Here is a 24,763-nt window from a genome sequence, read left to right as displayed (position 1 = left end):
GTTCGTTGGACAACGGCCGCTTATGCGGCCGTTTTTGTTAGTCCAACTGGCCTGGATGCAGAAAACGCGTCAGCTGCGCGCAGCCTTTTGCCCATACCGGTGCAGTGAATTCGGCAAGCCCGGCGGTGGGAAATCCGACACCTCGGGCTGAGCGACCGTCGACCAGCGTCTCGGCAAGCTCCCCTACCAACGGCATATGGCTGACCAGAATCAGCCGTTCATCGGTTTGCTCGACCAACCAGTCGATGACCGCTTCGGGGGCATCGTCTGGGGTGATCAGCGGCAGGGTTTCCACCGGCACCGACAGCGCCTTACTCAACTGGGCAGCTGTCTGCTGAGCGCGACGAAAGGGACTTGCCAGCAGCCTCGGCGGCGCTCCTGCCTGGGCCGCTATATGCGCGGCCAGCCACGCCCCGACCTTGGCAACTTCCTGCTCGCCCTGCGGCGTCAGCGTTCGCTGTTCATCGGGTCGGCCGGGGCCCGCTTCGCCGTGGCGCATTAGCCAGAGCTGTTGGGTTGATGAATCATTCATGCCAATGTCCTGTTTCGCGGTGGGCTTGCTGGACGTCTTCGCGCGGCAAAATGAACTCAACGTCGCTGCTTTGCTCGCCCATCATTAACGTACGCGCCATCTCCTGGGCCGGCACACCGTCAAACAGCACGTGGTAGAGCCCTTCCGCCAGCGGCATGTAGACACCCATGTCGGCCGCTTGGGTGCACACAAGCTTTACGGTATTGACGCCTTCCGCCACCTGGCCAAGCGCATCGACGGCTTCATCCAGGGAGCGCCCCTCGCCGATGGCGTGCCCCACCCGATAGTTACGCGACAAGTCTGACGAGCAGGTAACGATTAAATCCCCCACCCCGGCAAGGCCCAAGAACGTCATGGGATTAGCCCCCTGAGCAACCGCAAAGCGGCTCATTTCCGCCAGTGCCCGGGTCATCAGCATACTGCGGGTATTCTCGCCCATGCCGAGTGCCGCGGCCATGCCCGCGGCAATGGCGTAGATATTTTTCAGCGCCCCGCCCAGTTCGGCACCGTGGCGGTCATTGCTGGCATAGACACGGAAGTAACGGCAACCAAGCGCCTGCTGAACCCGGGTACGGGTCAGGGAATCGGCGCTGGCGATCACCGTGGCGGTGAGCTGTTTATCAGCAATTTCCGAGGCGAGGTTGGGACCCGAAATCACCCCGATATGGGTAAAGCCGGTTTCCTGCTCAAGCACCTGGCTCATCAATAAAAAGCCGGATTGCTCAATCCCCTTGGTGGTACTGACCAGGATTTGCTCGGGCCTTAGCCACGGTTTGGCCGCCTGAACAACGCTGCGAAAAGCCTGGGACGGAATCGCAATCAGCACCAGTTCAGCGTCGTGCAATACCGTTTCAAGATCGGTGGACGCCTGCACAGCCGGGTTGATGGCATAATTCGGCAAATAGCGGCCGTTGCGCCGCTCCCGATTGATCTGTTCCACCAGCGCTTCATCGCGCATCCATTGACGCACCTGCGCGCCGTTGTCAGCGGCGATGCTTGCCAAGGCGGTGCCAAAACTACCGCCGCCCAGAACGGCGACCTGAATCTGCTGCTCAGCCATGGGAATCCCGGATAGTTGGTAAGCGAAAGACTAGAAGCCTCTAATTAACGTCATGAGCGAAGGCCAGACAAGGCGAAATTAGCCGAAAAAACGGAGTTTACGCGTAGTAAATGAGTATTTTGATCGGACTCGCGCACGAGGCTAATTTCAACGCAGTATGGGCAAGCGCAATAGTTAATAAGGGTACGACAAAAACAAACGGCCCGCTTGGGGTCATCACTCCCAAGGGGCCGTTATACGCCGTTAAGTGAGCGTTATGCCGCCAGCACTCCATTGAGGCGCTTCACGTAAGCGGCCGGGTCATCCAGGTGGCCGCCTTCCGCGATAATCGCCTGATCCAGCAGAATGTGTGCCAGGTCGGCAAACAGGCCTTCGTCGGCACTTTCCAACCGCGCGACCAGCGAATGGCTGGGATTCAATTCCAGAATCGGCCTGACCTTGGGCAATGGCTGCCCGGCAGCTTCCATGATGCGGCGCATCTGATAGCCCATTTCGTGCTCAGGAAGCACCACACAGGCTGGCGAGTCCGTCAGGCGGTGGGTGACTTTGACATCCTGTACGCCTTCGCCCAGGGCTTCCTTGACGCGCTTAACCAGTGATTCCTTGGCTTTGGCGGTTTCTTCCTGCTCTTTTTTCTCGGCTTCGTCTTCTACATCGCCAAGATCGAGCTCGCCTTTACCCACGTCAGCAAATGATTTGCCATCAAACTCAGTGAGATGGCTCATCAGCCACTCATCAATACGGTCGGAGAGCAGCAGCACCTCGATGCCCTTTTTACGGAAGATTTCCAGGTGCGGGCTGTGCTTGGCGGCATTAAAGCTGTCGGCCACCACGTAGTAGATTTTCTGCTGCCCTTCTTTCATCCGCGCGACGTAGTCGGCCAGCGAGTGTTCCTGAGCGACGGTGTCGGTGTGGGTCGAGGCAAAGCGCAGTAAGCCGGCGATTTTTTCGCGGTTGGCCGCGTCTTCACCCGGCCCTTCTTTCAGCACGCTTCCGAAGGTGTTCCAGAAGGTTTGGTACTGCTCGCTATCCTTGGCGAGCTTCTTGAGCATATCCAATGCCCGCTTGGTCAACGCTCCCTTGATCTTGTCGACCTTGGGGTCCTGCTGCAGAAGCTCGCGGGATACGTTCAGCGACAGGTCACGAGTATCCAGCACGCCTTTGATAAAGCGCAGGTAAAGCGGCAGGAACTGCTCGGCATCGTCCATGATGAAGACACGCTGGACGTAGAGCTTCACACCGCGGGCACCGTCGCGGTCGAACATATCAAACGGCGCACGACCGGGTACAAACAGCAGGCTGGTATATTCCAGCTTGCCTTCCACCTTGTTGTGGCTCCAGGTAAGCGGGTCGCTAAAGTCGTGGGCCACGTGCTTGTAGAACGCCTTGTACTCGTCATCCGAAATATCGCTCTTCGGGCGTACCCACAGCGCTGTTGCTTCGTTGACGATTTCCCAGGTAGTCACTTCGCTGCCTTCGACCGGATTGCCCTCGTCGTCCTTGGCTGTTTCAGTCTTGGGCATGCGTACCGGCACTTCGATATGGTCCGAGTACTTGCGCACCAGGTTTTGCAGACGGAAGTCGTCAGCAAATTCTTTGGCGTCGTCTTTCAGATGCAGGGTAATTTCGGTGCCGTGTTGCTCGAGATCGATGTCGGCGACGGTGAACTCACCTTCGCCTTTCGAGCGCCATTCCACGCCAGCACTTGCATCTTCACCGGCCTTTCGTGTGCGGACCGTTACATCGTCGGCGACAATAAAGCTGGAATAGAAACCCACGCCGAACTGACCAATCAGCTTGGCGTCTTTCTGCTGTTCACCTGACAGCTGCTTGAGGAACTCGGACGTACCGCTGCGCGCGATGGTGCCCAGGTTGGCAATCACGTCATCGCGCGTCATGCCGATACCGTTGTCGCGCAGCGTTACCGTTCCGGCCTCGGCATCGTGTTCGATCTCAACACGTAGCTCGCTGTCGCCTTCGTAGAGCCCATCGTTGTCCAAGGCCGCATAGCGCAGCTTGTCGCAGGCATCAGCAGCGTTGGATATCAGCTCGCGAAGGAAAATTTCTCGGTTGGAGTACAGCGAGTGAATCATCAGATTCAACAGCTGCTTAACTTCCGTTTGAAAGCCAAGTGTTTCTTCGTGGGTCGTATTGGACATTCGCTCAGCCCTCATTGATCTCGGTACGTAAAGCGCCTTGCCAAGGTGGCGAAGGCATAAAAGTTGATGTGAACGAGATATGGGGCTGAGGGAAAATTTTTCAAGCGGCCGTGTGCGGGGAGTTAGCGGATTCACTCTCGGGGTATTTCCAGGCGCGATAGCCAGCCAACTGTTGGTCCATGCGATTGAGCAACCAACCGATAATGACGACATCGTCAACCACGCCGATCAACATAAGAAAATCGGGGATCAAATCAAACGGTAACACCAGATAAATCAGCGCCACCGCCATCAAGCCGAAGGCTGACCAGGGCACAGGCCGAAAGCGCCCCTTGACGACGTCTCGTGTCATGGGGAAAAACAATGTCAGCGCACGCCACATACGCTTGAATACCCAGGCACGGGATTTAAGTCGACGCAGCCACCACCATTTAGATACTAGGGCCATCAGTATTGAATCCTCTAAGGCGTTCGGTTGTCAGAGTCTTTTACGTTAGGATAGTTCAGTACCCCAAGGCCACCCCATGCCGTATTGAGGAAGCACCATGCCCTGCACTGCCCGCCTATTATCCATTGCTTTCATTGCCTGTTTACCAAGCATGTCGTGGGCCTCAAGCGACAGTGCAATGCGCGACGCACTCGATGCCGCACGCAACCAGCAGTGGGGCCGTATTGACATGGCGGCCATTGAAGATCATCCGCTAAACGGCTATGTCACTTACCACCGGTTGCGCAACCAGCTACCTGGCCTGCCGCCGGAAACGGTCAACCGCTATATCGATACCCACAGCGACTCGCCGCTAAGTGACTGGATGCGCGGTCAGGCCATCGACCAATACGGTGAGGCAGGCCAGTACGACCGTGTACGAGCGGTCAGTAATGGTGAGCCCAACGGCGCCGCTCGGCAATGTCACTACCACACGGCCCATTTTGACATTGACCCTCAACAAGCGTCGGAGGCAGGCCAACGCCTCTGGCTTGTGGGTCAATCCCAACCAAACGCCTGCGACCCGTTGTTTGACCGTTTGAGAGCTAACGGCACGATCGATGGCGAGTTGATTTGGGAACGCCTGATGCTGGCCTGGCAGGCAGATAATCGTGGGCTAGCCGACTACCTGAGCAATCAATTAAGCGGACGCTGGCAAACTGCCATTGATACCTACGAAGCGGTGGATAGTGACCCTCAGCGCTTACTTAGCGCACCTACCTGTCTGGGACCGGAATGCGCGGCTACGGCCGCTTTTTACCGGGCTGCCATGCAGCGCCTTACGCTTGATGACACCCCGCAAGCTCTCTTTGTGTGGCGTTCCCTGTCCGAGCGGTTGAGCCTGTTGCCCAGCGATCAGCGTCTTATCGAAGAAGAGCTCGCGTATTACGTGCTGGTACGTGAAGTGCCCAACTCGATGGCCTGGGTCGATAGCGTTTTGCCACGCCTGGACAGCGAGCGTGTCTTTGAATTACGAGTTCGCCGCGCCCTTCAGGCACAGCAATGGGACACGGTGCGCCACTGGATTAACCAAATGCCCGCCGAGCAGCAAACAGATGCACGGTGGCAATACTGGCTTGCCCGGGCCAGCGAACAGCTAGGCGATCAAACGGCGGCAACAACGCATTTCCAGCAAGCCGCTTCACAGCGTAGTTTTTACGGTTTTGCCGCTGCTGAGCGCTTGGGGCAGCCGTTGGCGTTAAACAACGAGCGGTTCTATTTTGACGACGCTTCACGCGAGCGTATCGCGCAACTGCCCATGGTGCAGCGTACCCAGGCATTGATGCGTATCGGCGAAGACGGCTTAGCCAACAGCGAATGGCTGCATGCCGTTCAGCAGGCATCCACGGAAGAGGCCCGGGCGCTGGCCGATTTCGCCGACGAACAAGGCTGGCATGCGCGGCTGGTACAGACCACTATCGCGGCTGGCATGTGGGATGCTCTCGAGTGGCGCTTCCCGCAGGCCTACCACGACGATTTCATCCACTGGGGGCGCATTAGCGGCGTGGACCCTTACCTGCTAATGGCGATTACCCGGCGTGAAAGCGCCTACAACCCCAACGCGCTGTCACCTGCCGGCGCCCGCGGGCTGATGCAGCTGATGCCCGGTACCGCTACTCAGGTAAGTCGCCAACTGGGCCTCGATGACCCTGGCCCCTACGGCGTACTCGACCCAGAGCTGAACATTCGCCTGGGCAGCACTTATTTACGTGACAAGTTACAACGCTACCAGGGCAATCGTTTAGCCGCAGCGGCTGCGTACAACGCTGGCCCTGGGCGGGTGGATCGCTGGCTGGGGGAGTACAGCATCGAGGCCTTTGACCTCTTTGTGGAACGCATTCCCTATCGTGAAACACGCAACTACGTGCAGGCCGTGCTGAGTTATCGCGCCATTTTTGAAAGCCTCGCCAACGGCTCGAGCGACGGCGTATCGCTGCTGAGCGACGGCGAAAAGCAGGTGCGTTACAACCGAGCGCTGGTGACTCGCGATTAATACGCGCCCAGGGACGGACCGCGGCCGTGTTACACCGGCCGCTGCGAGAACGCCAGCCGAATCCCCAGCATCACCAGTACAGCACCGGTCATGGCGTTGAGCGTTTGCGCAAAGCGTGCGCTGGCCAGCCATTTTCCGGCACTGCCAACCATCAGCACCACGCTGATTTGCCAGACGTTGGCGATCACGAAATGCACGCCTGCCAACCAGAGCGATTTGACCAGTGCCGGATCGCTCGGGGCAATGAACTGCGGCAAAAATGCCATGTAAAACACCACCGTCTTGGGGTTGAGCACATTGGATAAAAACCCTTCTTTCAGCGGTTGCCAGAGCGGTACGGCCGTACCAGGGGTCATCACCCCTGTTACTGGCAATGGCTGACCACGCCTTGCGGCCATCAGGCTGCTAACGCCCAGCCAGATCAAATAACCAGCCCCCACCAACTTCAAGGCATGAAACGCCCAGGCCGACTGCAGCAAGATCAGCGAAATCCCCATGGCCGAGATGGTAGCGTGCACAAACAAGCCGCTACAGATCGCCATACTGGTGACAACACCATCGCGGAATCCACCCCTGGCCGTATTACGGATTACCAGCAACGTATCGACCCCTGGGGTGATCGACAGCAATGTAATGGCAATGACAAATGGCACAAACTGCGCATCGATCAGGCTAAATGGCGTCATAGAAAGGCACTCGCAAAGTGGAAAAGATTCATCACATTGTGACTGGACGACAGGTTTTTTTGCATCTAGAGTAATTCAGGCGGGTTCGCAATAGCGGCTCGCTTGAACATCAAGCTCGTTAAGGATATGCATAATGGCAACTGGCACTGTCAAGTGGTTCAACGATACCAAAGGTTACGGCTTCATCTCTCCGGATGATGGTGGTGACGATCTTTTTGCCCACTTCTCCGAAATTCAAGCTGAAGGTTTTAAAAGCCTGCAAGATGGTCAGAAAGTCAGCTTTGAAGTGACCCAAGGTAAAAAAGGCCTTCAGGCTTCCAATATACGCGTTGCGTAATACGCTATCGCGCACAAGGCCCGCATATTGATGCGGGCCTTTATTTGCCTAGCGCGAAAACCTCACCAGGGAAGTTACTCTTCCTGCTCTAAACTCTCGGGGCGTTCTTCCTCGATTGATTCAAACTGTTCATTCAATCGCTGCTCAGCCTCTTCAAAACGCCGCTCGGTATCTTCGATCAGCTCATCGATATCACTCCCGCGCGTGCGCTCTTCGTCCCGCGCCGACTCAGGCAGGCTGCTTTCAAACTCCCAGCGCTCATCCATCTCTTCATCGCTGATAGGCTCAACTACAGGGGACTGCCCCTCGACTTCCTGAAACTGCTCTTCAAGACGCTGCTGTGCCTCTTCAAAGCGGCGTTCGGTCTCGGCAATCATGTCGTCCACATCCGACCGTGTTGCTTCACCGGGCATTGCGCCCCCTTCCTCAAGCACGTCTTCAGGATCAGCGGCTAAGGTATCCTCGTCGGCCTCGACGTCTTCGGTCTGCGTGGCAGCGTCATCCTCTGCCTCCTCACTTTCAAGGGCCTCGGCCCTATCTAATTCTTCTTCGGCTTGACGCGATTCAATGGCATCGCTATCTTCCTCGCTGCCGTTGGTGTCTGGCCCGGCGACGGCGGCCTCCTCTGACTCTTCAGTACTACCTGCTTCAGTATCAGCAGCCCCTGCGTCTACCTCATTTGATGATGAAGCGGACTCTTCCTGCTGATTGGCGTTCGACGTTTCGTCGTTATCGCCACAGCCACTGACCACCAACATGACAGCAGCTAGCACAGGTAGCCAAACGCGGTTAGTCATTTATGTTGTCTCCTCAATGTGTACGCCTCATCGCCTCTGTAAAAATGGGTCAATGATAGGTTATCAGTTTCAGGTCTCTACGACCGATGACAGTAGTGGGCAATTATCGGGCAGCACCACATGGATGGCCAACGGCACAACGTCAGCACGAAAACGTCGATAGTAGCGCGCCTCGCCATCTAACGTGAGTGGCCAGGGGTCGTCGTCCAACGTCGTCACGCTGAGCGCATCCGCCGTTACATAGCGCACGAAACGTCCCTGGCTGGGAAAATCCTGTAATTCGCTAACCAAATCCGGCAGCGCTTTCGCGGTAAGAAAATCCTTGACCACGAGAATATCAAGATGGCCGTCATCCAATTTCGCCTTTGGGGCCAACACCTGGCCACCTCCTGACTGGCGACCGTTGCCAATTGCCAGCAGTAAAAGCGACGTCGACTCCTGCTGATCATCCCAACATAGCGTGCCACGGTAGCTGCGGTGTCGCCATGCCTTGACGGCGCCCATCAGTGAATACGCCCCACCACCCAACATGCGCTTGAGCATTTTTGGGGTCGACGAGGTAATTTCGGCACCAAAGCCTCCCGTCAACATATTAACGTAATAGCTGGTGACCGACTCAATGTCGCTCTCGGCACATAGTTTAACGACGTCAATCGGGTGATCAGACAGCGTCCACGCCGCCGAGAGCGCCTCGGAAGGCTCCAACGGCAAGCCTACCGAGGTAGCAAAGTCATTAGCGCTACCCAGCGGTACAATCCCCATGATCGGGCGCCGCTCTTTATCCAGACGCATCAGACCGTTCATCACCTCGTTGACGGTACCATCCCCGCCACAGGCAATCACGTGAGTCATTCCCATGTCGACGGCGACTTCGGCAAAATGCTCGGCATCACCTGCTTCCCAGGTGGCCCGAACACTAATCGGCATCCCTGCCTTTCTTTGCTCAGCTACCGCTTCACGTAACGCCGCATTACCGGCTGATTTACCATTAACAATGAGTAAAAAACGTTTTTTTGGTGTTGTCACTGAGATTTCCTTTCTTATCACTCCATTGATTTGTTACGCCAGCGCCTTTTCCACCACCTCATATACATTGCTCGATAGCGGTTCGCGTTGAATGCGTTCAAGCTCTGACCGCATCAAGTCCTGCCGCGTTTCATCGAACCGTTGCCAGCGGGTTAGCGGGGTAATCAGGCGCGCCGCTATTTCAGGATTTAGGCGGTTCAATTCGATCACGACATCGGCCAGCAGGGCGTAGCCCTGTCCATCCAGGCGATGGAAATTGACGCGGTTTTGGGCAAAAGCACCAATCAGCGCCCGCACACGATTGGGGTTCTTCAGCGAGAAGGCGGGATGGGCCATCAGGTACTTCACCCGGTCGAGCACGTCCGGCTGGGGACGCGAGACCTGAATCGTAAACCACTGATCCATGACCAGCGGGTCATGGGCCCACTTTTCACCGAAGGTCTTGAGCGCCGGAGAGGCCAGGTCGTCACGGTCACTATGAACCAGTAGCGTCAAGGCATGACGAACATCGGTCATGTTATGGTTCGCCGCAAACTGGCCTTCGCAAAGCGCTACGCCCTGCTCGTCTTCAATCGACATCAGGTAGCTGAGCGCTACATTCTTCAAGCTGCGCTGGGCAATCTGCTCAGGCGTCGGCGCATAGGGCTCACTAGAACGATTGGCCTCAAAGGTCGCCATGAATTCATCACGAAGCGCCATCGCCAGTGACTGCCGGACAAACTCTCGGGCCGCATGAATAGCATCGACATCGACAATCGGCTGCTGCTCGGCGATGTAGGCTTCCGAAGGTAGCGTGAGCATTTCGGCAAGTACCGCTTTATCCGCCGGCGCATTGGCCAATAACGCGCGGAATGCCTCAATCACGCGACTGTCCATCACCTTTTCCACCCCATTACGGTGAGCGGCAATCAAGTCATCCAGCGCTAGCATTGCCAGCCGCTGCCCGGCATCCCAGCGGTTAAATCCGTCGCTGTCCTGGGTTAGCAGGAAGGCAAGGTCTTCACGCGAATACGGGAAATGCAGCTTCACTGGCGCAGAGAAGTTACGTAGCAGCGAAGGCACCGGCGCCTCGGCCACGTCGGTAAACACGAAGGTCTGCTCGTCTTCGCGCAGGTGAATCACCGTCTCCTTGCCGAGCTTGTCGCCTTCCAGGGTAAGCGCCAGGTCCTGGCCCGACTTGGTACCCACAAGGCCCATGGCGATAGGGATATGCAGCGGCTCTTTATCCACTTGGCCCGGCGTGGCGGGGGTCCGCTGGCGCAGCGTCAAATGGTATTCGCCGTGGGCGTAGTCAAATTCACCGTGGGCATCGATTTCGGGCGTTCCCGCCTGGGAGTACCAGCGCATGAACTGACTGAGGTCAAGTCCCGAGGCCTCTGCCATGCAATCCACAAAGTGTTCGATGGTTACCGCCTGACCGTCGAAGCGCTCGAAGTAACGATCAGCGCCATGCCGGAAGGCATCCCAGCCAACCAGGTTGCACAACATGCGGACGATTTCAGCGCCCTTTTCATAAATGGTCAGCGTGTAGAAATTGGTGATCTCAATATAGTGATCAGGGCGCACCGGGTGGGCTGTTGGTCCAGCGTCTTCGGCAAACTGCGCCGTGCGGAAAAACGACACGTCCTGAATCCGCTTCACAGGGGCAGAATTGGTCTCGGCGGAAAAGCATTGATCGCGGAAGACGGTAAACCCTTCCTTCAAAGAGAGCTGGAACCAGTCGCGGCAGGTGACTCGATTACCCGACCAATTGTGGAAGTATTCGTGGGCGACAATACCCTCAACCGTCTGGAAAGCCGCATCGGTAGCCGTATCCGGATGGGCTAGTACCGCCGCCGAATTAAAGATATTGAGGCCTTTATTTTCCATCGCCCCCATATTGAAGTCATTCACCGCCACGATCATGAATAGGTCCAGGTCGTATTCGCGACCGTAGGCTTGCTCATCCCAGGCCATGGCCCGTTTCAGCGACCCCATGGCATGCTCGGTTTTGGGCAGGTTTTCCTCCTCGACCCAAAGCTGCAGGGTCACCTCACGCCCGGACTGGGTGGTAAAGCGGTCTTCGACGCGATGCAAATCGCCGGCGACCAGGGCAAACAGATAACAGGGCTTGGGGTGCGGATCTTCCCAGATAGCAAAGTGACGACCGTTTTCAAGATCGCCTTTCTCAATCGGATTGCCGTTGGCGAGCAGAACAGGTTCACGCTCGCGATCGCCGATGACGGTCACTTTAAAGGTCGACATCACATCCGGGCGATCGGGATAAAAGGTAATACGGCGAAATCCTTCCGCCTCACATTGGGTACAAAACATACCGTTTGACTGGTAAAGGCCTTCCAGCGCCGTGTTGTCCTTAGGTGAAAGTTGCACCTCACTTTCCAGGGTAAAGCGCTCAGGTACCCGCTCAATACGCAGCCCCTCTTCGCTTACCTGATACTCGTTTTCCACCAGTGGATTGCCATCAATCAACAAGGCATGAAGGGTTAGTTGCTCACCGTCAAGTTGCAGCGGTGCATCAGCATTGGCCGTTGCCTGCCGCTCGATGTGCAGGCGCGCTTTGACTCGGGTCGCGGCGGGGTCAAGATCAAACGTCAGCTCGGTATGGGTCACCCGATAGGCGGGAGGCTGGTAATCGCTTAAATAAACCGGCTGCGGATCAGACATGATGAGAAACTCCTTATGGTCAGTGCTGTTGTTAGCGGCGTGAAGAGGTTGTCAGGGCGTCGGGTCATTCCCGGAAGTTATCGAACTGAAGCGGCAGCTCCGGTCCTTCTTCACCGCGCAATAGCGACATAACGCTTTGCAAGTCGTCACGTTTTTTCCCCGTGACGCGCACCTTTTCACCTTGAATTTGTGCTTGGACTTTAAGCTTACTGGCCTTGATACGCTTGACGACGTCTTTCGCCTCGCTTTGATCCAGCCCCTGCTTGAGCGCCACTTCCTGACGGGCTTTGACGCCCGATAGCACAGGGTCTTTAATATCCATGCAGCGTGCGTCGATACCCCGTGCAATCAAGCGGGTACGCAAGACATCCAGCATCTGCTTGAGCTGAAAATCGACCTCGGCTTCAAGCTGCACCGTGTCTTTTTCAAGTGTGAACGATGCATCTACGCCCTTGAAATCAAAACGGGACTGGACTTCGCGGTTGGCTTGGTCGACGGCATTGGCCGCTTCGTGCTGGTCAAACTCAGAGACAATATCAAATGAGGGCATAGACGGATTCCTGACAAGACATGACCCACTATTCTAGAGCAGCCAGCCCCCTACCGGCCAATTCTGAGCGTAGAAATCGCCAAAATACTGAATCCAGCCAACTTATCGTGGAATAAAAGAGGATTCTCCTTGATGTTCAAGGCCCGGTGAATCACTTAGGCTATGGCATCGAAATGCCCTATTCGAACCTGAGGAAAATCCATGACCGACCGAAATACACGCCATAAAACATCGATGGAAAAACTCAAGGCACGCGTCGATGAGAAGGTCGCGGATGCCACCGAGCAGCGTGGTTTAGTGCTCATCAACACTGGCAACGGCAAGGGCAAGACAACAGCGGCTTGGGGCACGGTGACCCGCGCCCTCGGCTACGGCTATAAAGTGGGCGTTGTTCAATTTATCAAGGGGCTGTGGGAATGCGGCGAGCGCAATCGACTGGAAGAAGACCCCAACCTGAGCGTTGCCATCATGGACACTGGTTTTACCTGGGAAACGCAAAACCGGGAAGCAGATACCCAGGCATGCCAAGCCGTATGGCAAGACGCAGAGAAAATGCTGGCCGACCCGGACACCTATCTGGTGGTGCTGGACGAGATCACCTATATGCTCAAATTTGGCTATCTGGATATTGCCACGGTCAAAGCCGCCATAGAAAACCGCCCACGCGAACAGACCGTGATTATTACCGGCCGCAACGCTCACCGCGAACTCGTCGCCATGGCGGATACGGTGACCGAGATGCAGGAAGTCCGCCATGCCTTCAACAACGGCATCCAGGCGCGCCGCGGTATCGATTTTTAAGCACTTATCTAGCAAATCAAACTAGCAAATAAAAAAAGGGGCGAACACGTCGCCCCTTTTTACACGCCTAGTCCTACAGAATATGTCAGCTATTCAGGCGGTTATCCATCGAATGGATTGCGCAGCACAATCGTTTCGACACGGTCCGGGCCGGTGGAAATAATGTCGATACTGGTACCTACTTTTTCTTCCAGGAAACTGATGTAGGCCCGCGCATTGGCCGGCAGTTCTTCGACCTTTTTCACGCCCAGGGTCGACTCTTTCCAGCCTGGCAGGTCCTGATAGACCGGCTCGAGAGCTTCATAACCTTCCGAATCGACCGGCGTGTCGAGCACTTCACCGTCCTTGCTGCGGTAACCAACGCAGACGCGGATATTTTCCAGCCCGTCGAGCACATCCAGCTTGGTCAGGCAGATGCCGGACACCGAGTTGATCTGCACGGCATGGCGAAGCGCGACGGCATCAAACCAACCGCAGCGCCGCGGGCGGCCAGTGGTGGCGCCAAACTCATGGCCTTTTTCTGCCAAGTGGCGGCCGTGGGCGTCAAACAACTCAGTGGGAAAAGGCCCCGAGCCAACGCGGGTGGTATAGGCCTTGGTAATCCCCAGTACGTAATCCAGGTATAGCGGCCCAACACCGGAGCCCGTTGCCGTTCCGCCAGCGGTGGTATTAGAGCTGGTGACATACGGGTAGGTCCCGTGGTCGATATCCAACAAGGAGCCTTGGGCACCTTCAAAAAGGATGTTCTCACCGGCTTTCCGTAGGTCGTGCACCATGCTCACTGTGTCAGAAACCATCGGGCGTAGCTCATCGGCCATCTGCATGGCGCTGTCGAGAACTTTCTGGAAGTCAACGGCTGGCTCGCCGTGGTAATTCACCAGCACAAAGTTGTGATAGTCGAGCACTTCACCCAGCTTGGAAGCAAAGCGTTCGCGGTGAAGCATGTCGCCTAGGCGCAAACCCCGGCGAGCGACTTTATCTTCATAGGCGGGGCCAATACCCCGGCCCGTCGTGCCAATCTTGGCGACACCGCGGGCTTTTTCCCGGGCCTGGTCCAGGGATACGTGGTAGGGCAGAATCAGCGGGCAGGCAGGCGATAAGCGCAAGCGTTCACGTACCGGAACGCCCTTGGCTTCAAGCTCACGAATTTCTTTGATAAGCGCTTCGGGCGAGAGCACGACGCCATTACCGATGATGCAGGTCTTGCCAGGCCGCAGCACGCCGGAAGGAATCAGGTGAAGCACGGTTTTTTCACCGTCAATCACCAGCGTATGACCGGCGTTATGACCACCCTGAAAACGCACCACCGCCGACGCTGACTCGGTCAGCAAATCAACGATTTTGCCCTTACCTTCATCGCCCCACTGGGTCCCCAGGACTACGACATTCTTACCCATTATGCACTCGTCTCTTGTGTCAGGGCCGTTGGCTGCCAACGACCATCAATAAACTCAAGACGGCGGTCACAACCGTGTTCCGCCGGTCCCGTACGCTGCCCTGGCAGCGCCTGAATTACCCGCTCGCCCTGCTCACGCAGCGCTATAATGGCAGCATCAAGCGATGCGGCCTGATCGGCTGGCGCCCAAATGGCGCCTTGCTCCGACGAGGCCACGTCCAGCGAGGCCAGTTGCTTCAAGTCCATCGAAAAGCCGGTCGCCGGGCGCGCACGTCCGAAGGCACGTCCCGTGTCATCATAACGCCCGCCTTTAACAAGTGCATGGCCGTAGCCTGGCACGTACGCCGCAAACATCACGCCGGTATGGTATTGATAGCCACGCAACTCAGCCAGATCAAAATACAGCGAGACGTCAAACTGGGCCAGCACGCCTCGGTAGAGAGCATCAAGTTGGTCCAATGCTGCCATCACCGACGCAGGCGCACCGGCCAGACGTTCACGCGCTTGAAGCAAAATATCGGCATCGCCATGCAGTTCGCCCAGCGCCAATAGCATCTCTGCAAGCGCGGGATCTTTCACGCTGGCACTGACGTTTTCTGCCAACAGCCCCGGAGACTTGAGCGCCAGGGCGTCAAACAGCTGCGCTTCCTGCTCGGCGTTCAAGTCCGCCGCCTCAACCAGGCTCCGATAAATGCCGATATGCCCCAGCGCCAGGTGAATCTCCTGGGCACCTGCCGCCTTCAGGCTCGACAAAGCCAAGTGAATAATTTCCTTGTCAGCGTCAAGCCCGGCGTGGCCAAACAGTTCGACCCCCACCTGGACGGGGCTACGCCCCCCCTGGTGCTGATCTGCCTTGGCACGCAATACGTTGGTGCAATAGCACAGCCGTACCGGCCCTTGGCGTTTGAGCGAATGGGCGTCCATCCGCGCCACCTGCGGCGTAACATCCGCCGACGCGCCCATCATCCGCCCCGTCAACTGGTCGGTCAACTTGAAGGTTTGGAGGTCCAGGTCGGTTCCCGTGCCGGTAAGCAGAGAGTCCAGAAACTCCACCGGCGGTGGCATGACTTGGTCATAGCCCCAGCCATGGTATAGATCCAGCAACGTCCGGCGTAGCTCTTCCATACGGCTTGCCTGAGGCGGCAGCACTTCGTCCATGCCGTCGGGCAATAGCCAGCGGTCAGCAATGGTCATGTGAACAATCCTGCGAGACGACAATAATGAAGGCCCAATGACATAGGGCCACAAAAAAACCGGGCGACGCCCGGTTGATAAAGTCTATCACGTTTTATGACGCGTTGAACCCCGCCGATGTCCGACGGGGCCTACGTCAATGGCTTAACTGTCTTCTTCGGGCATGGCGCTGCGCAGGTAGCGGAAGAAGTCACTATCCGGTTCTAGCACCAACAGGTTGTCATCACCCGAGAAGCTCTCACGATAGGCATTCAGACTGCGCCAAAAGGTAAAGAACTCCTGATCCTGACTATAGGCTTCAGAGAAGATGGCAGCCGCCTGGGCATCACCCTCACCGCGCAATGTTTCAGAGCGTTCATTGGCTTGAGCAAGAAGAACCTGACGACGGCGATCCGCGTTCGCACGGATGCGCTCGGCCTCTTCTTGACCCTGGGCACGCCATTCGCGGGCTTCACGCTCGCGCTCTGAGCGCATCCGCTCAAATACAGCGGCCGATACATCTTCGGGCAAGTCGATGCGCTTGATACGAATATCGCGAATCGCTACACCGAGCTCCTCGCGCATCAGAGAGTCGAGTTCTTCGGTCGGGCCATCCATCAGGTCATCGCGTTGCTCGGCGATGATTTGCTGAAGGTTCAGTCGACCGAATTCGTTACGCAGACTCTCGTCAACCCGGGGCTGAATCAGGCGAGTCGCCATCATTTCATCACCGGCCGTCGCCTCGTAATAGCGCGTGGGATTGACCACCTGCCATTTAACATAGGAATCGACGATAACTGCTTTCTGCTCGAGGGTCAGATAGCGGCTGGTGTCGGTATCCAGCGTCAACAGGCGCGTATCGAAGGTACGTACCGTCTGCGCAATCGGCATCTTGGCGTGCAGGCCGGGCTGAATATTTTCTTCAACGACCTCACCAAAGCGCAGCTTGACCGCACGCTCGGTTTCGTCGACGACATAAAGCGTGTTACTGGCAAGCCATGCGACAGCGGCGATACCGCCGACGATTAGCAGGGATCGATTATTAATCATTTACCGGCCCTCCCTGCGGATAGAGCTGCTACTGGATGAAGTGTTACTGCTTTGATTGCTGCTGTTACCACTGCGCAGGCTTTCCAACACTTGCGGATCGACACCGTCGTTATTGCCCTGCTGTGATGCGCCGCTGGCGCGCTGACCACGATTTAGCTGCTCAAGAGGCAGATACATCATCGGCGCGTTATCACTTACGTCCAGCAGCACCTTGGGCGTTTCACCAAAGACTTCTTCAATGGCATCAAGGTACATGCGTTCACGCATGATATCCGGCGAGTTCTGGTATTCAGCCAGCAAGGAGTTAAAGCGGTTGGCCTGACCCTGAGCTTCGGCAACCACAGACTCACGATAACCTTGCCCCTGTTCAACCACGCGTTGTGCCTGGCCCTGGGCTTCAGGAATAATCGCATTGGCGTATGCCATGCCCTGGTTGATCAGGCGCTGGCGATCCTCACGGGCGCGGATAACATCATCGAACGCATCAATGACGGGCTGCGGTGCAGAGGTAGATTCGATGTTGATGGTTTGCAGTTGAATCCCCACGCCGTAATTGTCCAGATAAGACTGCAGACGACTTGTGACCGAGCTGCCCAGAATCTCACGACCTGAGGTCAGGATGTCGATCATGTCAGTGCCACCGACAACGTGACGCAAGGCTGAGTCGAGAGCATTATCAATCGACATTTCCGGGTTGCGAACGTTGAGCACGAAGTCGCGTGGGTCAGCCACTCGGTACTGGGCGGAAATTTCCACCTCAACGATGTTTTCATCGCGGGTCAGCATCGACTGGGTCTGGGTCAGCGAGCGCACACGCGTCACATTGACCATCCGCACTTCATCAATCAACGGCGGATTCCATTGCAGGCCCGGCGTCACGATATCCTGATATTCGCCAAAGCGAAGCACGACGCCGCGCTCAGACTGGTCAACCAGATAAAAGCCCATTGCGCCCCAGATCGCCAGTGCGACAATGATCAACAAGCCTGGTAGCGCAAAGACATTACGAGGCTTACCGCCACCGCTACCTTTGTTACCGCCACCGCCAGATTTCTTGCCACCACCGAGCATACTACTGAGCTTATCCTGAAACTTTTTCAGTGCTTCATCGAGATCGGGAGGGCCTTGGTTGTTGCCTCCTTTATTGCCATTGTTGCCATCGTTATTGCCACCACGGTTTCCACCGCCGTCGCTACCGCCTCGTCGGCCACCACCACTCCAAGGGTCATGCTGGTTGCCACCACCGGGCTCATTCCAGGCCATACTTCGTCTCCACTGAGGTATTCACTCACGCTCAAACCCCGACGTTAACACGGGGCTACAGCGCAATTTAGTATTATGCAATCTGGAGCTTGTTCGGTCACTGACCGGGCGCTCGTGCCCGCCCGCTGTCACGAGAGCTCACCATTCGCTCGTTTCGCGCAGCTCGGCTGGCAAATAGGTATTGGCGCGTTCGCCAAGTTGCGCCATCAACTGGTTAAAGTCGCGTCGCGGCAAACGCACGTTCAACACCGAACGTCCCTGTTCATCAAATGCTTCCTCCCGCACGGCATTCAATTCGTGAAGACCGGCACGCAGTTTGCCCTGCTCGGGGGATAGCGTTAGCGAAAAGCCAATGACATCGCTCGCCAAGCGCTCAGTGAGCGCTTCGTGGAGTAACGCAAGTCCCTTGCCTTCCTGAGCTGAAAGCCAAACGACGTCGGGCCGCCCCTGTCCGCCACGCTCAATGCGGGGCGCGCTGTCCAGCTTGTCAATTTTGTTCATGACTTTCAGTACCGGAACATCATCGGCACCAATTTCTTCCAGTACACGCTCAACCTGCTCAACGTTAAGATCACGGTCAGGGTCGGCGGCATCGATGACATGCACCAGCAGCGTTGCTTCAGCCGCTTCCTGGAGCGTGGCCTGAAACGCTTCCACGAGCTTGTGGGGCAGGTGACGGATAAAACCGACGGTATCGGCCATCACGACGGGCCCTACATCTTCAATTTCCAGGCGTCTCAATGTCGGGTCAAGCGTTGCGAACAACTGATCGGCAGCATACACGTGTGACTGCGTTAACGCATTGAAGAGGGTTGATTTTCCCGCGTTGGTATAACCAACCAGTGAGACGCTGTGAATCTCTGCCCGAGCACGAGCTCGGCGATTCTGCTCACGCTGGCTGCGCACTTTATCGAGTCGCTTATTGATCGACTTGATACGGCCACGGAGCAGGCGCCGGTCGGTTTCCAACTGCGTTTCACCCGGGCCGCGCAGACCAATACCGCCCTTCTGACGCTCCAAGTGGGTCCACCCGCGAATCAAGCGCGTGGATACGTATTCAAGCTGAGCAAGCTCAACCTGGAGCTTACCTTCATGGGTGCGTGCACGCTGTGCAAAAATATCCAGAATCAAGCCCGTCCGATCTAACACGCGGCACTTGAGTTCACGCTCAAGGTTACGCTGCTGCGATGGGCCTAAACCATGGTTAAAGATGACCAACTCGGCCTGGTGAGCTGCGAGCATTGCTCGCAGCTCTTCCAACTTTCCTGACCCAATAAAAGTGCGCGAATCAGGGCGATGGCGGCTGGCCGTGAGCAATGTCGCAGGTTCTGCACCGGCAGAACGTACGAGCTCTAAAAACTCACCCGGGTCTTCGCGCGCTTGTTCATCCTGAAAATCAACGTGAACAAGCACTGCCGTTTCGCCGGCTTCAGGGCGTTCAAAAAACAATCAATACCTCATGGACTGTTTTGCTGATCCCACCGTGTTACTCATCTTCGTCCGGAGCGGCCGGATCTTGTGCAGGCAACCGCACATTTCGCGATGGTACGACGGTAGAGATCGCATGTTTATAAACCATCTGGCTGACGGTATTGCGCAACAAGATGACAAACTGGTCAAACGATTCAATCTGGCCCTGCAACTTAATGCCGTTGACCAGGAAAATAGAGACCGGAATACGCTCCTTGCGCAAAATATTCAGGTACGGGTCTTGAAGGGACTGCCCTTTGGACATGTTGCTCTCCCTAAAACTGTCGTTGGGGGTTAATTATGGATGGCGTGCCCAACTGGTGCTACGCCGACATCTTGTTGGCCAAAGGCCTGCTCGCTCGGCCACTCGAAATCATGACTTACGAACCTTCTATCTTACGCTAAGCACCGCTTCCGCGCACGATTTTCAGTACCTTGTCCAAGGCGTTGGGCTGCAGCGTATCGATCCAATGCAGTGACGGCCAACGCCTCAGCCAAGTAATTTGCCGCTTGGCGAGCTGTCGAGTGGCGATGATGCCGCGCTCGTGTAGCATTGCGTCATCATAACGACCTTCCAGGTATTCCCAAACCTGTCGGTAACCAACGCTTTTAATGGCGGGCAAATTACCATGCAAGTCATTACGTTGTTTGAGGGCGGCGACCTCATCTATCAAGCCCTCTGCCAACATCATTTCAAACCGCTTGGCGATACGCTGGTGCAATATCGCGCGATCTGCGGGCAATAGTCCTATCGACAATACCCGCCATGGAAAGGTTTCAGGTTGTTGTTCAGCCCACAATGCACTCATCGGACGACCGCTTGCGTAGTAAACTTCCAGGGCTCGCATAAGACGCTGTGGATCGTTGGGATGGATACGCTGCGCGGAGGACGGATCAACCTCCGCCAATGTTCGATGCAGGGCCGAAAGCCCTTCTGCCTGCCACCTTGCCTCTAACCCTTTGCGGATGGAGGCGTCGGCCGGCGGCAGATTGGCGACTCCTTCGATCAAGTGCTTGTAATAAAGCATGGTACCGCCTACCAACAAAGGCACCTGGCCAGCCGCGCTGATTTGTCGCATCTCATCAAGCGCATCGCAGCGAAAATCAGCCGCTGAATACGGTTCCGCCGGGTCGCGAATATCGATTAATCGGTGAGGCGCGCGGGTAAGTTCATCGGCACTGGGCTTAGCACTGCCGATATCCATGCCACGATACACCATTGCCGAATCGACACTGATCAACGGGTAACCAAACCGCTCATGCAGCGCTATTGCTGTGTCGGTTTTCCCTGCGGCGGTCGGCCCCATTAAGAAAATTGCCCAAGGGCGTGTATCAGCCATTCGCTGGTAAAACTCCGCTCACCATACCTAATCCCAAAATAACCGTTACTGACCGCGCATGAATAGCCTATCCAGGGCTTTCATGTCCATTTGCGTCCAGGTCGGGCGACCATGATTGCACTGGTCGCTACGCTCGGTGCGCTCCATATCGCGCAGCAGCGCATTCATTTCATCCAGCGTCAGCCGCCGATTGGCGCGTACGCTCCCATGGCATGCCATGGTCGACAATAGCTCGTGGATTCGCGCCTCGACCTGGTGCGTGCGCCCGAAGCGGGCCAGTTCTTCAAGCATTTCACGCACCAGCGCTTCGGGGTCAGCCTGGGCCAGCAAGGCCGGGAGTTGGCGCACCAACAGGGTTTCGGGACCTGCCACATCCAACTCCACTCCTAGTTTGGCAATGGCCTCACGCTCACTTTCCACCGTGGCTACTTCGCTGCGGCTGGCGGCCAACGACACGGGCACCAGTAGCGGTTGCGTGTCGACCCGGGACGCCGCCAACTGATTTTTCATCCGCTCGTAGACGATTCGCTCGTGAGCAGCGTGCATATCCACCAACACCAGGCCTTGGACGTTCTGGGCCAGGATATAAACCCCGTGAAGCTGACCCAGGGCAAACCCCAGCGGCGGCGCGCTCGTCGGGTCACTGTGCGGCATTGCCAGCGGCGCTTCGCGCACGTCACCCGGCGCCTCGCTGGATGCGCCCTCATGGGCAGGCGGCTGGGGCGTCAGTAATGTCTCTTCATGGTCGGGGTGTAACGCCTGATAACCCTGCATGAAACGGCGCACCCGTTCGCCACCCGGGTGCCGGTCGGCTGATGGAGAAGCTGAGGGCGAAAGCGCCATGCCCTGCTGTTGCCAGCGTGCAGACTCGCCCGGCGTCTCTTCGGGTGTCGCTGCCTGCGATGACGAAGCAGCGCTTACGTCTTCGGCGTTGGGCCGGGCGTCTGCCAGGCTGTGATGCAGGCTTGAATAAAGAAAGTCGTGCACCATACGGCCATCCCGGAAACGCACCTCGTGCTTGGTAGGGTGAACATTCACATCCACCACATCGGGATCAAGCGTCAGGTAAAGGACGAAGACCGGATGGCGCCCGTTGTAGAGAACATCGCGGTACGCCTGGCGAACGGCATGGGCGACCAGCCGATCGCGCACCACACGACCGTTAACAAAAAAGTATTGTTGATCTGCCTGGGCGCGGGAGTGAGTGGGCAAACCCACCCAACCGCTCAGGCGAAGCGCACCGGCTTCGCGTTCGATGTAACGTGCGTGCTCGATAAAGTTATTGCCGAGTAGCGAAGCAATACGCCGCTCACGGGCCGTTTCCGAATCTCCTGGTGGCAGTTGGTGGACCACCTTCTGGTTATGCCGCAGGGTCCAGGCGATGTCGAAGCGCGATAACGCCTGGCGGCGGAAGGCTTCCTCGACGTGAGCAAATTCGGTTTTTTCGGTGCGCAGAAACTTGCGCCGCGCAGGGGTATTAAAAAACAGGTCGCGAACCGAGACGCTAGTGCCACGGGGATGAGGCGCCGGCGTTACGCGTGTCTCCATGCCACGGCCCTCAGCCACTACACGCCACCCTTGGCGCGGGTCGTCCAGTGCATTAGACACCAGTTCCAGGCGCGATACCGAGCTGATCGACGCCAGTGCTTCACCGCGAAACCCCAGTGAGCTAACGCCTTCCAGATCTTCCAGGCTGTCGATTTTGCTGGTGGCATGGCGGGCGAGCGCCAGCGGCAGATCCTGCTCGCCAATGCCAATACCATCATCGCGAATCTTGATGAGCCGCGCACCGCCCGCTTCAATATCAACTTCGATACGCTGACTACCTGCGTCAATGGCGTTTTCGACCAATTCCTTGGTTACCGAAGCCGGGCGTTCGACCACCTCTCCGGCAGCAATCTGGTTCGCCAACCGCGGGTCCAGTACGTGTATACGTGGCCTAGCGGACGTCGTTTCAGTCAATACAGCACCTCATGAACTGGGAATACGCAATACTTGACCCACCCGGATGACATCGCCGTTGAGGTCGTTGGCCTGCTTTAACTGGTTCACCGGTACACCGTGGCGCACCGCAATCGCCGAGAGCGTATCACCGGACTGAATGCGGTACTCATCGCCACTTGGGCGGCGTTGATTATCCCGCTGCCAAGCCAACAGGCTCGCCGGCGGTGGATAGCGCTCAAAATGGCTTTGCAACCCGCCAAAAATAGCTTCGGCAATCCCCTGCTGGTGCACAGGATCGCGTAAACGTCGCTCTTCTTCCGGGTTGGATATAAAGCCCGTCTCAATCAGCAGAGACGGGATATCGGGCGACTTGAGCACCATAAAGCCCGCCTGTTCAACCCGGGACTTATGCAACCGATTCACCCGCCCCAGTTGATCTAGTACCTGACCACCGATCGACAGCGAGTCGTTGAGCGTCGCCGTCATGGTTAAATCCAGCAGTACACCCCGCAACACCTGGTCTTTATCGCGCAGAGACAGGTTACCATCCACTCCCCCAATCAGATCAGAGCGGTTTTCGCTGTCGGCCAGCCACTGTGCTGTTTCTGATGTCGCCCCTCGTTGAGAGAGCGCGTACACCGAGCTGCCCTGTGGGCGCGGGCTGTTAAACGCATCGGCGTGAATCGAGACAAAAAAGTCGGCTTTCTGTTCACGGGCAAGCTGGGTTCGTTGACGTAACCCAAGGTAATAGTCGCCATCACGAATCAACACCGCTTTGAAACCTTCGGCCGCATTGATGGTATTAGCCAAGCGTTGGCTTATATCGAGCACCACGTCTTTTTCACGGGTGCCTGCCGGGCCGATCGCTCCAGGGTCTTCACCGCCATGACCTGCATCCACGGCAATAATGATATCGCGCCTGGGATGCGGCTTGGCTTCTTCGGATGTCGACGGCTCGTTCGATGCCTCTACCGATGAAGCCGCTTGCTCACTATCGCCAACTTCCGCCCGGGCGCTGGCCCGTTGCGCCTGAATTTCCTGCTCGCGAATCATCGCCTCGATAGGGTCGATGGGGTTTTCCACCGCACTTTCGCCAGGATATTCCAGATCGACCACAAGCCGATGTCCGTACTGGTCGTTGGGGGCCAACGTAAAATGGCGCGGCTCTACTTCACGATTGAGTTCAAGGACTACGCGTAACCCGTTACCCTCACGGGTACCGGTACGCAGTGCGCTGATGGCGCTGTCTTCAAGCGACAGGCTATCAGGGTCGGCTTCAAGCTGGCTGTCGTCCAGATCGATGACCAGACGGGCAGGGTCATCCAGAGAAAATACATTAGCCGATGCCGCGCCCGACAGGTCAAAAACCAGGCGTGCATGGTCTGGCGCCGCCCAGAGCCGCATGCCCTCGACGGTGGCTGCCTGAAGCGATGTCCACAGACCCGCCGATATGATCGCCACAATACTCAGCGCCACCTGGCGCAATGACAACGCTTTCATCACCTTTGCACTGATACCCATCGCGCTTATGACCATTGAAATACACCGTCCTGCTGGGGGCAGCCAGACAAGCGGTCACCTAACATGGCCAACACCCTTTCGCCGAAGTCGCTACCAGCACTTAGCCGGGCTCTACGCCCGGGCTCAATCACCGCCAACTGAAGGCGAATATCCGCCTCTGGTAGCCAGCCTTCGCCACGACTTGGCCATTCGACCAGGCACAGCGCATCATCTGCCAATATGTCACGTCCGCCGATAAATTCGAGCTCCTCAGGGTCAGACAAGCGGTATAGATCCAGATGGTAAAGCCGCTGTTCTGTCAGTTCATAAGGCTCCACTAACGTGTAGGTAGGGCTTTTCACCGCCCCATGATAGCCATAGGCCCGCAATACGCCGCGGGTCAGCGTTGTTTTCCCCGCCCCCAAGTCGCCTTCCAGATAAATACGCCCGCGTCCCTGCAATACGTTACCCAGGGCTTCACCAAAGGCTACCTGAGCTTGTTCATTATCCAGTTGCACCTGCATGTAGGCTGCCT

General features: G+C 56.9%; 22 protein-coding genes. 3 read left to right on the top strand and 19 right to left on the bottom strand.

Annotated features, from left to right (window positions below; all coding sequences use genetic code 11):
* Positions 1 to 37: 37 nt before the first annotated feature.
* From sixA to HXW73_RS06455, 4 genes are all read right to left on the bottom strand, one after another.
* Positions 38 to 532, bottom strand: a complete 495-nt coding sequence (gene sixA / locus HXW73_RS06470) for a phosphohistidine phosphatase SixA (protein WP_186255433.1) — start codon at positions 530 to 532, stop codon at positions 38 to 40.
* A complete protein-coding gene (locus HXW73_RS06465) occupies positions 525 to 1,592 on the bottom strand; it encodes an NAD(P)H-dependent glycerol-3-phosphate dehydrogenase (RefSeq protein WP_186255432.1) in 1,068 nt (355 codons plus the stop codon). Before HXW73_RS06465 ends, sixA begins: the two co-directional genes overlap by 8 nt.
* Before the next feature lie 254 nt (positions 1,593 to 1,846).
* On the bottom strand, positions 1,847 to 3,751 hold the full coding sequence (gene htpG, locus HXW73_RS06460; RefSeq protein ID WP_186255431.1) for a molecular chaperone HtpG: 1,905 nt from the start codon (positions 3,749 to 3,751) through the stop codon (positions 1,847 to 1,849).
* Between the two features lie 100 nt (positions 3,752 to 3,851).
* A complete protein-coding gene (locus tag HXW73_RS06455; protein WP_186255430.1) occupies positions 3,852 to 4,199 on the bottom strand; it encodes a YkvA family protein in 348 nt (115 codons plus the stop codon).
* A gap of 97 nt (positions 4,200 to 4,296) precedes the next feature.
* Here HXW73_RS06455 and HXW73_RS06450 point away from each other — a divergent pair, with 97 nt between their 5' ends.
* Positions 4,297 to 6,231: a transglycosylase SLT domain-containing protein gene (locus HXW73_RS06450; protein WP_186255429.1), complete on the top strand. Its 1,935-nt coding sequence runs from the start codon at positions 4,297 to 4,299 to the stop codon at positions 6,229 to 6,231.
* Between the two features lie 29 nt (positions 6,232 to 6,260).
* Here HXW73_RS06450 and HXW73_RS06445 read toward each other — a convergent pair whose 3' ends face one another.
* Positions 6,261 to 6,917 (bottom strand): LysE family translocator, encoded by a 657-nt coding sequence (locus HXW73_RS06445; RefSeq protein ID WP_186255428.1) that lies wholly within the window; start codon positions 6,915 to 6,917, stop codon positions 6,261 to 6,263.
* A 133-nt stretch (positions 6,918 to 7,050) separates the two neighbouring features.
* Here HXW73_RS06445 and HXW73_RS06440 point away from each other — a divergent pair, with 133 nt between their 5' ends.
* Positions 7,051 to 7,254: a cold-shock protein gene (locus HXW73_RS06440; RefSeq protein WP_066321172.1), complete on the top strand. Its 204-nt coding sequence runs from the start codon at positions 7,051 to 7,053 to the stop codon at positions 7,252 to 7,254.
* Positions 7,255 to 7,328: 74 nt separating this feature from the next.
* Here the strand turns inward: HXW73_RS06440 and HXW73_RS06435 are convergent, their stop codons facing one another.
* From HXW73_RS06435 to HXW73_RS06420, 4 genes are all read right to left on the bottom strand, one after another.
* Positions 7,329 to 8,051 (bottom strand): hypothetical protein, encoded by a 723-nt coding sequence (locus tag HXW73_RS06435; protein WP_186255427.1) that lies wholly within the window; start codon positions 8,049 to 8,051, stop codon positions 7,329 to 7,331.
* A 69-nt stretch (positions 8,052 to 8,120) separates the two neighbouring features.
* Positions 8,121 to 9,077, bottom strand: a complete 957-nt coding sequence (gene yegS, locus HXW73_RS06430) for a lipid kinase YegS (protein ID WP_186255426.1) — start codon at positions 9,075 to 9,077, stop codon at positions 8,121 to 8,123.
* 33 nt (positions 9,078 to 9,110) lie between these two features.
* A complete protein-coding gene (pepN, locus tag HXW73_RS06425; protein WP_186255425.1) occupies positions 9,111 to 11,741 on the bottom strand; it encodes an aminopeptidase N in 2,631 nt (876 codons plus the stop codon).
* Positions 11,742 to 11,805: 64 nt separating this feature from the next.
* Positions 11,806 to 12,291, bottom strand: a complete 486-nt coding sequence (locus HXW73_RS06420; protein ID WP_186255424.1) for a YajQ family cyclic di-GMP-binding protein — start codon at positions 12,289 to 12,291, stop codon at positions 11,806 to 11,808.
* A gap of 201 nt (positions 12,292 to 12,492) precedes the next feature.
* On the opposite strand from HXW73_RS06420, the gene cobO reads away from it, so the two are divergent.
* Positions 12,493 to 13,092, top strand: a complete 600-nt coding sequence (gene cobO, locus HXW73_RS06415; RefSeq protein ID WP_186255423.1) for a cob(I)yrinic acid a,c-diamide adenosyltransferase — start codon at positions 12,493 to 12,495, stop codon at positions 13,090 to 13,092.
* A 101-nt stretch (positions 13,093 to 13,193) separates the two neighbouring features.
* Here cobO and HXW73_RS06410 read toward each other — a convergent pair whose 3' ends face one another.
* From HXW73_RS06410 to tsaE, 10 genes are all read right to left on the bottom strand, one after another.
* Positions 13,194 to 14,489, bottom strand: coding sequence for an adenylosuccinate synthase (locus HXW73_RS06410; RefSeq protein ID WP_186255422.1), 1,296 nt, complete (start codon positions 14,487 to 14,489; stop codon positions 13,194 to 13,196).
* Positions 14,489 to 15,682, bottom strand: a complete 1,194-nt coding sequence (locus HXW73_RS06405) for an ATP phosphoribosyltransferase regulatory subunit (RefSeq protein WP_186255421.1) — start codon at positions 15,680 to 15,682, stop codon at positions 14,489 to 14,491. The genes HXW73_RS06410 and HXW73_RS06405 overlap by 1 nt, the downstream gene beginning before the upstream one ends.
* 144 nt (positions 15,683 to 15,826) lie before the next feature.
* Complete coding sequence (gene hflC, locus HXW73_RS06400; protein WP_186255420.1) at positions 15,827 to 16,711, bottom strand: protease modulator HflC; 885 nt, start codon at positions 16,709 to 16,711, stop codon at positions 15,827 to 15,829.
* The gene (gene hflK / locus HXW73_RS06395) at positions 16,712 to 17,974 is read right to left on the bottom strand and encodes an FtsH protease activity modulator HflK (RefSeq protein WP_186255419.1); all 1,263 of its coding nucleotides are present in this window, start codon (positions 17,972 to 17,974) and stop codon (positions 16,712 to 16,714) included.
* A 138-nt stretch (positions 17,975 to 18,112) separates the two neighbouring features.
* The gene (gene hflX / locus HXW73_RS06390) at positions 18,113 to 19,423 is read right to left on the bottom strand and encodes a ribosome rescue GTPase HflX (protein WP_186255418.1); all 1,311 of its coding nucleotides are present in this window, start codon (positions 19,421 to 19,423) and stop codon (positions 18,113 to 18,115) included.
* Positions 19,424 to 19,460: 37 nt separating this feature from the next.
* A complete protein-coding gene (gene hfq, locus HXW73_RS06385) occupies positions 19,461 to 19,709 on the bottom strand; it encodes an RNA chaperone Hfq (RefSeq protein ID WP_066321194.1) in 249 nt (82 codons plus the stop codon).
* Between the two features lie 136 nt (positions 19,710 to 19,845).
* Entirely contained in the window at positions 19,846 to 20,784 is a 939-nt protein-coding gene (gene miaA, locus HXW73_RS06380; protein WP_186255417.1) for a tRNA (adenosine(37)-N6)-dimethylallyltransferase MiaA, read from the bottom strand.
* Between the two features lie 45 nt (positions 20,785 to 20,829).
* Positions 20,830 to 22,746, bottom strand: coding sequence for a DNA mismatch repair endonuclease MutL (gene mutL / locus HXW73_RS06375; protein ID WP_186255416.1), 1,917 nt, complete (start codon positions 22,744 to 22,746; stop codon positions 20,830 to 20,832).
* Between the two features lie 9 nt (positions 22,747 to 22,755).
* The gene (locus HXW73_RS06370; RefSeq protein WP_446719000.1) at positions 22,756 to 24,264 is read right to left on the bottom strand and encodes an N-acetylmuramoyl-L-alanine amidase; all 1,509 of its coding nucleotides are present in this window, start codon (positions 24,262 to 24,264) and stop codon (positions 22,756 to 22,758) included.
* Positions 24,255 to 24,752 carry a tRNA (adenosine(37)-N6)-threonylcarbamoyltransferase complex ATPase subunit type 1 TsaE gene (gene tsaE, locus HXW73_RS06365; RefSeq protein ID WP_186255415.1) on the bottom strand — a complete coding sequence of 166 codons (498 nt, stop codon included), beginning with the start codon at positions 24,750 to 24,752 and terminating at the stop codon, positions 24,255 to 24,257. The genes HXW73_RS06370 and tsaE overlap by 10 nt, the downstream gene beginning before the upstream one ends.
* Positions 24,753 to 24,763 lie beyond the last annotated feature (11 nt).

Origin of the sequence: Halomonas sp. SH5A2 (assembly GCF_014263395.1) — a bacterium.
In the GTDB taxonomy this organism is placed as follows: Bacteria; Pseudomonadota; Gammaproteobacteria; order Pseudomonadales; family Halomonadaceae; genus Vreelandella.
This window is presented reverse-complemented; position numbering and strand designations above follow the sequence as displayed.